This window comes from Deinococcus sp. (assembly GCF_025362455.1).
In the GTDB taxonomy this organism is placed as follows: Bacteria; Deinococcota; Deinococci; order Deinococcales; family Deinococcaceae; genus Deinococcus.
In genome coordinates this window covers 1-11,596 of the sequence record NZ_JANYGJ010000128.1, presented here as the reverse complement: position 1 = coordinate 11,596, position 11,596 = coordinate 1, and the positions used below count along the sequence as shown (strand labels likewise).

The 11,596-nt window shown below is 65.4% G+C and carries 11 protein-coding genes; 9 read left to right on the top strand and 2 right to left on the bottom strand.

The window, feature by feature from the left end:
- The 7 genes from Q0R23_RS09845 to Q0R23_RS09815 all read left to right on the top strand — a co-directional run.
- Nucleotides 1–815, top strand: an 815-nt coding sequence (locus Q0R23_RS09845; RefSeq protein ID WP_366520416.1) for a hypothetical protein, incomplete at its 5' end; no start/stop codon positions are given.
- 163 nt (nucleotides 816–978) lie between these two features.
- The gene (locus tag Q0R23_RS09840) at nucleotides 979–1,353 is read left to right on the top strand and encodes a hypothetical protein (RefSeq protein ID WP_293912573.1); all 375 of its coding nucleotides are present in this window, start codon (nucleotides 979–981) and stop codon (nucleotides 1,351–1,353) included.
- A gap of 97 nt (nucleotides 1,354–1,450) precedes the next feature.
- Nucleotides 1,451–2,407: an ABC transporter substrate-binding protein gene (locus Q0R23_RS09835; protein WP_293912571.1), complete on the top strand. Its 957-nt coding sequence runs from the start codon at nucleotides 1,451–1,453 to the stop codon at nucleotides 2,405–2,407.
- A gap of 188 nt (nucleotides 2,408–2,595) precedes the next feature.
- Nucleotides 2,596–4,632, top strand: a complete 2,037-nt coding sequence (locus tag Q0R23_RS09830; RefSeq protein WP_293912568.1) for a molybdopterin oxidoreductase family protein — start codon at nucleotides 2,596–2,598, stop codon at nucleotides 4,630–4,632.
- Between the two features lie 70 nt (nucleotides 4,633–4,702).
- Nucleotides 4,703–5,818 carry an alpha-hydroxy acid oxidase gene (locus tag Q0R23_RS09825; RefSeq protein WP_293912566.1) on the top strand — a complete coding sequence of 372 codons (1,116 nt, stop codon included), beginning with the start codon at nucleotides 4,703–4,705 and terminating at the stop codon, nucleotides 5,816–5,818.
- 1 nt (nucleotide 5,819) lies between these two features.
- On the top strand, nucleotides 5,820–6,038 hold the full coding sequence (locus Q0R23_RS09820; RefSeq protein ID WP_293912565.1) for a hypothetical protein: 219 nt from the start codon (nucleotides 5,820–5,822) through the stop codon (nucleotides 6,036–6,038).
- A 616-nt stretch (nucleotides 6,039–6,654) separates the two neighbouring features.
- Nucleotides 6,655–8,421 carry a diguanylate cyclase gene (locus Q0R23_RS09815; RefSeq protein WP_293912563.1) on the top strand — a complete coding sequence of 589 codons (1,767 nt, stop codon included), beginning with the start codon at nucleotides 6,655–6,657 and terminating at the stop codon, nucleotides 8,419–8,421.
- A 151-nt stretch (nucleotides 8,422–8,572) separates the two neighbouring features.
- Here the strand turns inward: Q0R23_RS09815 and thrB are convergent, their stop codons facing one another.
- Complete coding sequence (gene thrB / locus Q0R23_RS09810; protein ID WP_293912561.1) at nucleotides 8,573–9,484, bottom strand: homoserine kinase; 912 nt, start codon at nucleotides 9,482–9,484, stop codon at nucleotides 8,573–8,575.
- The gene (gene thrC / locus Q0R23_RS09805; RefSeq protein WP_293912559.1) at nucleotides 9,484–10,527 is read right to left on the bottom strand and encodes a threonine synthase; all 1,044 of its coding nucleotides are present in this window, start codon (nucleotides 10,525–10,527) and stop codon (nucleotides 9,484–9,486) included. The genes thrB and thrC overlap by 1 nt, the downstream gene beginning before the upstream one ends.
- Nucleotides 10,528–10,890: 363 nt before the next feature.
- On the opposite strand from thrC, the gene Q0R23_RS09800 reads away from it, so the two are divergent.
- Together Q0R23_RS09800 and rpmB are read left to right on the top strand one after the other, a co-directional pair.
- A complete protein-coding gene (locus tag Q0R23_RS09800; RefSeq protein ID WP_293912557.1) occupies nucleotides 10,891–11,160 on the top strand; it encodes a GlsB/YeaQ/YmgE family stress response membrane protein in 270 nt (89 codons plus the stop codon).
- Nucleotides 11,161–11,366: 206 nt separating this feature from the next.
- Nucleotides 11,367–11,585, top strand: a complete 219-nt coding sequence (gene rpmB / locus Q0R23_RS09795; protein ID WP_293912554.1) for a 50S ribosomal protein L28 — start codon at nucleotides 11,367–11,369, stop codon at nucleotides 11,583–11,585.
- Nucleotides 11,586–11,596: the final 11 nt, after the last annotated feature.

The window sequence follows — 11,596 nt, the reverse complement described above, 5'->3', positions numbered from 1 at the left end:
CCTGCTACCCTGACCTCGTGCGTTTTCCCGCCACCTGCCCCCATTGCCGCGCCGCCTCGCAGGCCGAGTATCACGATTCGGGTATTCACGACCTGACATGCGGCTCGTGTAGCACGCGGTTTACCGTGTATCTGCGCAAGCACAAGTTCGAGATGCTCTTCGACCTGGCCACGCGGGCGCTCATCGACGGCTACGCCCGCGAGGCGGTGGCCAGTTTCGCGGCCAGCCTGGAGCGCTTCTTCGAGTTCTACACCCGCGCCGCCGTGCTGGAGCGCTCCAGCGACGCGGGCGAGGATTTTGCCGAAGTCTCAGGCCGTCTGGAGCAGACCTGGAAGCTGATGGCGGCCCAGAGTGAGCGCCAACTCGGCGCCTTTTCGCTGGCCTATTTGTGGCGCGAGGGCCGATCACCCGACTTTCTGAGCCCCCAATCACTCGGCAGCGACTTTCGCAACCGGGTAATTCACCGGGGTTACCTGCCGCAGCGCCGCGAAGTGGACGCCTACGCCGCCCGCGTCTTTGCGCTGATCGACCGATTGCTGACCGAGCTGGGCGAGGCGGCGGCCCACGCCCAGCTTCAGCAGGAGCGGCTCTACGAGGCGCATATGCAGGCCCAGCCGAGTGAGGTGATCGCCGTGTTCGAGGAGCACCCCGGCATGTTCCGGGTCCGGCGTTTCGGCGCTCAGATCGGGGCCAAGCGGGAACAGGGGAAAAACCTGCCCAGTGGTCCCACCAACGACGCGGCGGCGTTTCAGACGGCCCTGCGCGAACGCGGCGCCCTGCTGGGCCGGGTGTTCGGCAAGGGCGGGGAAGAGTAAGGGATCTGACGTTTGCCCACCCGTCCTCATAATCTGTGCGTCAAAACAGAAACTCTGTGCCAAAGGCAGTTGTAGCCCAACATAAAATACCAAAAAGTTGACAGATGACAAGCACCAGTTCTCTTTAAGAGAAGTGTCAGAGCGGTCATTTTAAACTCGGCATATGAAAAGAGTCAGGGTCGCCAGCCTGCTGCTGGTCGCCGCATTCACTTCCTTTGGCATGTCACATGCTGAAAAGACCGTGTTGGAGACATTCAAGATCGTGCAGGGCCAGTCGCCTTGTTCGGCGGTCACAATCAGTGTGCTCGATAAGACCACTAGTGTTTTAAAGATGATTCTGTTCTGGAGCGGTAAAACGAAGACAATGGAGGGTAATCTCAAGACCTTCACTTCCGGAAAATCTTATCAGATTCAGGCAAACTGCGTCAGTACCCGTGGATTTACTCAGGGTGCCAACCTACCGTATGTCGCCAACGGCAAATCTATTGTGCTGACCTTTGTGGACGGCGGCTTTACCCTCAGACCGACCAAAAACTGAATCCGAGCCAGAGCAAAACCAACGCCAATCCCAATTTTTAATAAGCCCTCCGACTTTCTGCTGTTCGCTAGCTTTTCTCTGCTTAAAGGAGCTTCTCATGCAACGTTCTGCCAACTGTGCCCTGCTCGCCGGAAGTGTTCTTGCCAAGGGTATGCTGCCCAGTCTGACCCAGCAGGCAACCTACCGGGTGGGCTTCGCCCAGACCGAGAGTGACAATCCCTGGCGCGTGGCCCAGACTGCCAGCATGAAGGACGAAGCCAAGCGACTGGGCTTTGACCTGAGCTACACCGACGCCCAGGGCAGCACCGCCAAGCAGGTGGCCGATGTTCGCAGCTTGATCGCCAAGCGGGTGGACGTGCTGTTTCTCTCGCCCCGCGAGGACAAGGCGCTGGCCCCGGTGGTCAAGGAAGCCCGCGACGCCGGAATTCCTGTGATCTTGCTGGACCGGACCATCAACGCGCAGTACGCCGTGCCCGGACGCGACTACTTGACCTTCATCGGCTCGGATTTCGTCAAGGAAGGCGGGCGGGTCGCCACCTGGCTGGTCAACAATGCACGCGGCAAGAAGCTCAATATCATCGAGTTGGAAGGCACCGTGGGCGCCACCCCGACGATTGACCGCAAGCGCGGTTTCGACTGGGTGCTGGCCCAGTACCCGCCTCACAAGATCGTGGTCAGCCAGAGTGCGGACTTTTCGCGCGACAAGGGCCGCCAGCTCACCGAGCTGCTGCTGGAGAAGTACCCCGAAGCCAACGTCATTTACGCCCACAACGACGAGATGGCGATCGGCGCGGTGGCGGCCATCGAGGCGGCTGGCAAGAAGCCGGGCAAGGACATCATGGTGCTGAGCATCGACGGCGGCAAGGAAGCGGTCAAGCTGGTCTTGGACGGCAAGATCAACTACGTCGTGGAGTGTAACCCGCGCTTTGGCCCGGAAGCCTTCAAGACCCTCCAGGGCTACGCCAAGGGTAAGAGCTACGGCGACAAGATCGTCAACCAGGACCGCGACTACACCCCGCAGACCGCCAAGGCCGGACTCAGCAGCGCCTACTGATCGGTATGGTCTGATTCAACACGGCTCAGATTCAACACGGCTCAACACGCCCCGGTGACTGGAATGGTCGCCGGGGTTTTTTTGCTCGGACTCAGGCCGTCTGCCGCACCGTCCCCTCGACAGTCTATCTTTACCGGCTATCTTTACCGGAGCGGTCCGGCCCGGCCTTTCCGGCGTACCATCTTCCCATGACCGCCCTGCCCCTCGCCCGCGACGTGCTGCTCACCTGCCCGCTCGACTGCCCGGACGCCTGCCGCCTGAAAGTGACCATCGAGCGCGGCCCGGACGGCTTTGAAACGGCCACCAAAGTCACCGGAGACGCCGATCATCCGGTCACGCGGGGCTTCGCCTGCGCCAAAACCGTGCATTACCCGGCCCGCCAGAACCACCCGGAGCGGCCCCTCTACCCGATGAAGCGCATAGCCAGCAGCACGGGCGGCGAGCTGGTGCGCGTCAGTTGGGAGCAGGCCCTGGACGAGATCGCTGACCGGCTGCGCGGCATTCTGGCCCGGCGCGGCCCGGCGGGCATCCTGCGCTACCACTACGCCGGAACGATGGGCCTGATGGAAAACGCGCACGCCCACACCTTTTTCCGCGCCCTGGGCACGCCTGAACTCGACGAGACCATCTGCGCCAGCGCGGGCACCGAAGCCTGGACGCTCGGCTACGGCCCGCGCTACGGCGTGCGGCCCGAAGAGGTGGTGCATGCCCGCACCATCATCTTGTGGGGCATCAACAGCCTGAGCACCAACAGCCACCTGACGCCCTGGATGACCCAGGCCCGCAAAAACGGCGCCCGCATCTGGCATATCGACCCGTACCTCAACAAGACCGGGCGCTACGCCGACACCCACCTCAAACTGCGGCCCGGTTCGGATACCGCGCTGGCCCTGGGCGTTGCCCGCGAGATCATCCACCACGGCTGGACCGACCCGGCCTACCTTGCTGACGCCACCCAGGGCTACGCGGAGTTTCGCACCGAGGCCGAACAGTGGACGCTGGAACGCACCGCCGAGGTCACTGGCCTGACTGCACAGCAGATCGCCGAACTGGCCCGCGCCACCGGAGAGGGTGGCCCGACCTACATCCGCGTCGGCTACGGCATGACCCGGCATGAGGGCGGCGGCACGGCGCTGCGGGCCGTCACGTTGCTGCCCGCCCTGACCGGCGACTGGCGGCGGCGCGGCGGCGGGGTCAACCTCAGCACCTCCGGCTATTTTCGCCTGAACCGGACGCGGCTGGGCGGGGCGCACCTGATCCGGCCTGGTGTGGCCCACGTCAACATGAACGAGCTGGCCAGCGCCCTGGAGCCTTCGCGGGGCTTCGAGGCGGCCTTCGTCTACAACTGCAACCCGGTGGTCGTCGCCCCCGACAGCGCCCGCGTCCGGCGCGGCCTGGAGCGAGGGGACCTGCTGCTGGTCGTGCTCGAACAGGCCATGACCGAGACCGCCCGCATCGCCGATTACGTGCTGCCCGCGACCACCTTCATGGAGCACGCCGATATCTACACCAGCTACGGGCATACCTGGCTGGGCTACAACCCCGCCGAGTTGCAGGCCCCCGGAGAGACACGGCCCAACTCCTGGGTGTTTCAGGAACTGGGGCGGCGATTGGGCCTCACCGAACCGAGTCTGTACTGGACGGTGGACGAGCTGCTCGCCGAGGTGCTGAACACCGAGCATCCGTACTTGGGCGGCATCACGCCGGAGCGGCTCAAGGCTGCCGGGACACTGCCGCTGAACATCCCAGACGACCTGTTGCCCTACGCCTACGGCGCCGAGACGCCCACGGGCAAGGTGATGTTCACGCCGGTTCCGGTGTTCCGCGAGGCCAGGGCCGTGCTGGACGCCGCCTATCCGTTGCGGCTGCTGACGCCCCCGGCGCATCATTTCCTGAATTCCACCTACGGCAATCTGTCCAACCTGACGCGGGCCGAGGGCGGCGAGCCGCAGGTGATGGTCCACCCGTCCGACGCGGGCGGGTTCGTCAGCGGCATGTACGCCCGCATCGTCAGCGAGGTCGGCGCCGCTGTGCGCCTGGTGCGCGTCACCGAAGAGGTGCAGCCGGGCGTGGTCGTCGTCGAGGGCACCTGGTGGGGCCTGAGCGCCCCCGACGGCGTGAGCATCAACGCCGTCACGGCCCAGACGTTGACCGACCTGGGCGGTGGGAGTACTTTTCACAACACGCGGGTCCGGCTGGAACGGGTCGGAGGGCAGGCGCACTGATCTGTGCCAAGTCTGTCCCACCCGGACTGTCTCGCCTCCCACCTGCCCATCCAGGGCCTACACTGAAGCCATGACCCATACCGTGCCCGACGCGCCGGAACTGGAGTTGCACCGGCTGATGAACCTCCACGACATCGAAACCGAGGGTCAGGCGCGGCTGAGCGTCAACGCCCTGGAGTACTACCGCAGCGGCGCCAACGACGGCCATACCCTGCGCGGCAACCAGGTGGCCTTTACCCGGCTGCACCTGCGTCCGCGCATGCTGGTGGACGTCAGCCACGTCAAGCTGGAGACCACCGTACTGGGATTGCCGATCAGCATGCCCATCGGCGCCGCGCCCAGCGCCTTTCACGGCCTGGCCCACCTTGAAGCCGAGCTGGGCACCGCGCAGGCCACACAGGCAGCACAGACCGTCATGACGCTCAGCACCTTATCCAACACGCCCATCGAGGCGGTGTCGGGGCGCACGGGCGGGCGGCTGTGGTTCCAGCTCTACCTGTACCGCGACCGCGAACGGGCCAGGGCGCTCATTCAGCGGGCGCAGGCGGCGGGGGCGCGGGCGCTGGTGCTCACGGTGGACGCGCCGGAACTGGGCCGCCGCGAAGCCAACGAGCGGTTGGGGTTTTCGCTGCCGCCGCATCTGGAGGCGCCCAACGTCGGCACCCGCGAGGAACTGGCCCGGCTGGAGGGCAGCGGCTCGCACCTGACGCGCTACTTCGCGGGCCTGATGGACGCCTCGCTGAACTGGCGCGATCTGGAGTGGCTGCGCACGGTGACCGACCTGCCCATCGTCCTCAAGGGCATCCTGACCGGGGAGGACGCGGCACTGGGTGTGGAGCACGGCGCGGCGGCCATCTGGGTCTCCAACCACGGTGGACGCCAGCTCGATACGGCGGTGCCCGGCATCGAGGCGCTCAGCGAGGTCGTGGACGCGGTGGCGGGCCGGGCCGAGGTGTACCTCGACGGCGGCGTGCGGCGCGGTACGGACGTGCTCAAGGCGCTGTCGCTGGGCGCGCGGGCGGTGTTTCTGGGGCGCCCGGTCCTCTACGGCCTGGCCTGCGGCGGCGCGGCGGGCGTGGAGCGCGTGCTGGCCCTGATCCGCGAGGAACTCCGGTTGGCGATGGTCCTCAGCGGCCAGACCGACGTGCAGAAGCTGAGCGAGAAGCTGGTGCAGTGGGGGCGGTGAGATGACGAGAAACCACATCGCCTTCGCCCTGGTGCTGGTTGGACTTAGTGGCGTTACGGTTCTGGCGGTGCTGACCTTGCCCTTCGTATTCGGTACGGCGCTTCAAATGGCTTACGGTCAGACTGCTGACGACTCGACGAATCTGCAAGCGACACTTGGCTTCTGGGGCTGGGTGTTGAGCATCGCAATGATCGTCGTCGGCATGAAGATGAAAAGCTGAATTTTAATTCCTAAACGCCGTAAAGCTTAACCTCGCTCTATCATGCTTTCCTCAGATTCGGTAGAAGTTTCTGGTTGGGGTAAATGGGGGGTCCGAAACAGTGAGTAGCAATGCTGCCTTGCTAACATCGATGATCGGTGGCTTTTTGCTCGCCGTCTTGACTGCTGTTGCCTTAACGCATTTGTTGGCCTGGGGACTCACTGTTTACGGAGGTGCGCCAGCTACCGTGTCGGCTTCTACGGCGTTATTGGAAATACTGGGATGGATAGTAGGGTTGACGATGATAATTGCAGGCATTCGAATTAGAAAAAGGATCGCCACCCAGCGCAAAAAGGATTAGCTCCGCTCCGACAACGTTCACTTCGCGCCAATCGGCAGATCCGAGATTCGCCCTTCAATCCCGTCGCGGGTTATCACGCTGCTGCTGAGCTGAGGAGGCTGGGGTTCCGGTAGGAAGATGCGCTGCCTCATCACGGGTGTTACCAGGGCAGGGCCTTGACCCCGGCCCATTCCTTGCCGCTGCAAGGCGAGTCGAGTCTCGGCGACTGTTCATGAAACTAACCTGACATCTTATGTTTGAGCGTTGTGACGGGGGCAGAGTAAGCTCAAGCCAGGTATGAGTGAACCGACCGTTCAGCACGCCCAGCAGGGCCAACCTCAGCAGGCTCAACCCCAGCGCAGCCAGGCCCAGGCGGCGTTCGCGGTGCTGGAGGCCGAACTGGAGCTGGCCTTGCAGCAGGACGCTCACCGGGCGCTGCAACTGGCGCGTGAGGCCCAGGCGCTGGTCGGCGTGCTGGCTGATCCGCTCAGCGCCGCGCGGGCCGGAAGTCTGCTGGGCGCGGCCCTGTATACCCGCGCCGAATATACCGAGGCCGAGGTGGTCTTGGGTCAGGCGCTGACCATGAGTGAGCAACTGGCCGACGCCACAGCGCAGCGGCGATGTCTGGCGTACCTGGGCTACCTGACCCATGCCTGTGGTCGGCACGCCGAGTCCATCACCTATTTTCTGCGGCTGATAGCCCTGGTCCACAGTCCGGGCGCTCCTCTGGGTGCCGAGGACGCGCGGCTGCATCAGGCCGAGGCCCACAACGGCCTGTCGATGGTCTACAGCCACCTGGGCGACGTCGCCTCCAGCCTGGAGCACCAGCTCGAGGCCCTGGCGGCGCAGCGGCAACTGAGCTATCCGGGCCGTCTGAGCATGAACCTGGCGAACATCAGTGTGGATTACCGCGAGCTGGGCCAGCTCAGCGAATCGGAGCGCTACTGCCAGGAGGCGCTGAGCCTGGCCCGTTCGGTGGGCGACATCCGGAGCGAGACCGTCGCCCTCTACAACCTGGGCCTGACGTATCTGGCGCAGGGCCGCCCAGGTGAGGCCGGGCCGCTGTTCGAGCGGCTGCTGGAGCTGGCCCGCCGAGCTGGCCTGACCCGGCGCGTGATGTGGGGGCTGCACGGCCTGGCCGAACTGCACCTGGTCGGCGGCCAGCCGGAGCGGGCGCAGCCGTATCTGCAAGAGGCGCTGAGTCTGAGTCAGGCCAGTGCGCTGCGCAGCGAGGAGGTCGATACCTGGCTGCTGCTGGGGCGCACTCAGCAGGGCGCGGCGGCGGTGGCCAGCCTGGAGCGGGCGCTGCACCTGGCCCACGAGCACGGCAACCTCCGGGCTGAGGCCAGCGCCCGGCTGGCCCTGGCAGACGCGCATGAAGCTGCCGGTGAGACTGGACCGGCGCTCGCTCAACTGCGGGCGTACCTGTCGGTGCGAGATCAGCGCGAGGGCGCCCTGACCGAGCAGCGTGCCCAGGTGCTGGCGGTGCGCTTCGGGGCCGAGGAGAGCCGCCGCGAGAACGAGCGCCTTCAGGCCCACGCCAGCCAGATGGAGGAAACCGCCCACCGTGATTTGCTGACCGGCCTGCTCAACCGCCGGGGCCTGGAGCCGCAACTGGAAGCCGCCCTGGCGCAGGCCCAGGCGATGAACACGTCGCTCGGTAAGCCGCTATGCCTGGCGGTGCTCGACCTCGACAACTTCAAGCAGGTCAACGACCGCTACTCGCACCAGGTGGGCGACGAGGTGTTGCGGGCCGCCGCGCACCTGTTGCTGGCCGGATGCCGCAGCAGCGACGTGGTGAGCCGCTACGGCGGCGAGGAATTCGTGATCCTGTTGCCGGGCACGTCGCTGGACGCCGCCGCGCCGCGCCTTGAAGAGTTGCGCTGCCGGGTGCAGCAGTATCCCTGGGCGCAGCTTCAGCCGGGTCTGACGGTGACGGTCAGCATCGGCGTGACGCAGTTGCAGGTGGGGGCTCACCCCTCGGCGTCGGCCCTGATCGCGGCTGCCGACGCCTGCATGTACGCCGCCAAGCGTGAGGGGCGCAACCGGGTGGTCGCAGGCTGAAGGGGTTTGATGAACGGTGGGAGTGGCGCCGTCTAGTACAGCGTTCCGGAAATTTCGTTACCCTCGCCCCCTGCGGGAGAGGGTCGGTGCAACGCACCGGGGAGAGGGGGCGACGGGGCAGACCTCATTGCACAACGTTCAGGACGCTGTACTAGCCCCGCTCCACCAGCGTTCCCTTCTCGTCGATCGGCAGATCCAGAATTCGTCCTTCCAGCCCGTTGCGGGTCATGACGCTGCCTAGAAACCGGTGCAGCGGCGCCGTGCTCTCCCGCGTGTCGTGAAAGCACAGCACGGTCGGCCCGGCACCGGACAGGGCGGCGCCCAATGCTCCGTGCTGGTGGGCGCTTTCCAGAATGTCGCTGAGGCCCGGCACCAGCGGCGCGCGCCAGATCTGGTGGATGTAGTCCTGCATGGCGTGCTGAAGCAGATCGAGCCGCCCGGTCGCCAGGGCCGCCGCCAGCAGCGCGGCGTGCGACAGGGCGTGTACGGCGTCGGCGCGGGAATATTCGGTGGGCAGCACGGCGCGGGCCTTGACGGTGCTCAGCTCGAAGTCGGGAATCAGCACGGTGACGCCCAGGTGCGCGGGCGGGTCGAGCCGCACGTGATGCGTGCCCAGCTTGTCCAGTGTGGCGATCACGATGCCGCCGTACAGCGCCGGGGCCACGTTGTCGGGGTGGCCCTCCTCGCGGGCGGCCACGTCGAGCAGCGCAGCGTCGCTCAGCGGACGGCCCAGCAACTCGTTGGCGGCCACGATTCCGGCCACCAGCGCGGCGGCGCTCGAACCCAGGCCACGCGCCAGCGGCACCTGCGTCGTGATCTCGATGCGGGCGGGCGGCAGCTTGAGCCCCGCCCGCCTGGCGGTGAGCAGCATCGCCCGGTAGACATAGTTGCTCTCGTCGGCGGGGGTGTCCTCCAGGTCCGGCCCCAGCGGCACCACCTCGGTCACGGTCTGCGGCGTGACGCACAGGGTGGTGTAGAGCGGCACGCTCAGGCCCAGGCTGTCGAAGCCCGGTCCCAGGTTGGCGCTGCTGGCCGGGGAGCGCACCACGAATGGGCGAATCATTACCGCAGCGCCGCCATCACCGAAGCCATATCGGCCTTCGCCTGGGTCGGCTGGATGTTCACGGCTTGCAGCGCCACGTTAGGGTCTTTCAGGCCGTTGCCGGTCAGCACCGCGACCACCTGTGAGCCGCTCGGCAGCTTGCCCGCCGCGTGCAATTTAATCAGCCCCGCGATGGGCGCCGCGCTGGCCGGTTCGCAGAACACGCCGTCCTGGGCGACGCGGCGGTAGGCGTCCAGAATCTCGTCGTCGGTCACCATATCGAACAGCCCGGCGCTCTCGTTGACCGCCATGCGGGCCAGAATGGCGCTGGCGGGCGCCCCGATGCGGATGGCCGTCGCCAGGGTTTCGGGCTCCTCCACGCGGGCCAGACCACGGGCCAGCGGCGCGGCCCCGGCAGCCTGAATGCCCCACATCTTGGGCAGCGTGTCTATGACGCCGCGCGAACGGTACTCGCGAAAGCCCTTCCAGTAGGCGCTGATGTTGCCCGCGTTGCCCACCGGCAGGCACAGAATATCCGGCGCCTTGCTCAGCGTGTCCACCACTTCAAACGCCGCCGTTTTCTGACCTTCCAGGCGGTACGGATTGACCGAGTTGACCAGCGCGATGCCCTCGCTGGCCGAGATCTCGCGCACCAGGTCGAGCGCCTTGTCGAAGTTGCCGTCGATGGCGATGATCCTGGCGCCGTACATCACGGCCTGGGCCAGTTTGCCCAGCGAGATGCGCCCGTCGGGAATCAGGACGTAGCAGGCCATGTTCATGCGGGCAGCGTAGGCGGCGGCGGCGGCGCTGGTGTTGCCAGTGCTGGCGCAGATCACGCTGCGGGCGCCTGCCTCGGCGGCCTTGGCCACGGCCATGACCATGCCTCTGTCCTTGAACGAGCCCGTCGGGTTGAGGCCCTCGAACTTCAGGTGCAGCTCGATGTCCAGCTCGCGGCTGAGCTTGATGGCCTGGATCAGCGGCGTGTCGCCCTCGTGCAGACTCAGGGCGGGCGTTTTGTCGGTGACCGGCAGATACTGGCGGTAGGCGTCGATGATTCCGGGCATGGGTGCTTCCTCCGTGCGTGTTGATGATGCTGGGGTAGGTGACTCGCCTTCTCACCGCAGATGGGGCCATGCTACACGCGGGGCGCTGCCCAGCGCGGCACACGGCAAGACAAGTCGCTGTGACGGTTTGCAGACAACTGTGCTGGGCGCCGTCAGCTTTGCGTCAGCCTGGAGGCCGTTTGTGGGCCTGAGCTTGAGCCAGGGTTGACGCCCCACTTAAGCAGTCTTCAAAAGGTACGCTGTGCTACACTAGGGACGTTTAACCCGCCGCATGCTCATCTCACAGCGAAGGATGGTCCAGGCTGATCTGGACGCCTGACACTTCACTCACCGTTGGGAACAGCGTTTCAAGGAGGAATACATATGTGGAACTGGATTATCGTGATTCTCGTCGGTGCGCTGTGTGGATGGCTCGCCAGCATGATTATGAAGACGAACGCTCAGCAGGGCGCGGTGGCTAATATCCTGATCGGCATTGTTGGCTCGGTGCTGGCTTCCTACGTATTCGGGACGATGCTGCATTTGGGCGGCGACGCGGCGGGCGACAGCTTTCACCCTATAAGCATCATCTGGGGCGTGCTCGGCTCGGTCATCCTGATCTTTATCCTCAAGGCGCTCAAAGTTCTGCGCTGAGCGTTCGCTCTGCAAGGCCCAACAACAAGTCCAGCCGCGTGAGTGTGCTGGGCTTGTTGTTGGGCTGAACACGGGTTGGGCCGAGCGCGGGCTGGCCGGGGGTGCGGAGCGCGTGCTTTCGCGCCTCTTTTCCCACCTCACTCAGATGTGGTACACTTTCAAGGCTTGCCCGTTTCTATAGCCGGGCTGAAGAAGGAGCGTTACCTATGTCCAAAGTGTGTGATATGTGCGGTAAGGGGCCGATCGTGGTCAACTCCGTGACCCGCCGGGGTAAGGCGCGGGCTGCGGGCGGCGTGGGCCGCAAGGTGACCGGCGTGAGCAAGTCCCGTCAAGTTCCCAACCTCCAGAGCACCCTGATCGTCAAGGGTGGCGTGGGCATTCGTATGCGGGTATGCACCAAGTGCATGCGCAGCGCGGCAGCCTGAGCACAGCCGTT

What these genes read in the sequence shown, in the direction of transcription:
- Q0R23_RS09840 (WP_293912573.1), top strand. Translation starts at nt 979, where the DNA reads ATGAAAAGAGTCAGGGTCGCCAGCCTGCTGCTGGTCGCCGCATTCACT.
- Q0R23_RS09835 (WP_293912571.1), top strand. Translation starts at nt 1,451, where the DNA reads ATGCAACGTTCTGCCAACTGTGCCCTGCTCGCCGGAAGTGTTCTTGCC.
- Q0R23_RS09830 (WP_293912568.1), top strand. Translation starts at nt 2,596, where the DNA reads ATGACCGCCCTGCCCCTCGCCCGCGACGTGCTGCTCACCTGCCCGCTC.
- Q0R23_RS09825 (WP_293912566.1), top strand. Translation starts at nt 4,703, where the DNA reads ATGACCCATACCGTGCCCGACGCGCCGGAACTGGAGTTGCACCGGCTG.
- Q0R23_RS09820 (WP_293912565.1), top strand. Translation starts at nt 5,820, where the DNA reads ATGACGAGAAACCACATCGCCTTCGCCCTGGTGCTGGTTGGACTTAGT.
- Q0R23_RS09815 (WP_293912563.1), top strand. Translation starts at nt 6,655, where the DNA reads ATGAGTGAACCGACCGTTCAGCACGCCCAGCAGGGCCAACCTCAGCAG.
- thrB (WP_293912561.1), bottom strand. Translation starts at nt 9,484, where the DNA reads ATGATTCGCCCATTCGTGGTGCGCTCCCCGGCCAGCAGCGCCAACCTG.
- thrC (WP_293912559.1), bottom strand. Translation starts at nt 10,527, where the DNA reads ATGCCCGGAATCATCGACGCCTACCGCCAGTATCTGCCGGTCACCGAC.
- Q0R23_RS09800 (WP_293912557.1), top strand. Translation starts at nt 10,891, where the DNA reads ATGTGGAACTGGATTATCGTGATTCTCGTCGGTGCGCTGTGTGGATGG.
- rpmB (WP_293912554.1), top strand. Translation starts at nt 11,367, where the DNA reads ATGTCCAAAGTGTGTGATATGTGCGGTAAGGGGCCGATCGTGGTCAAC.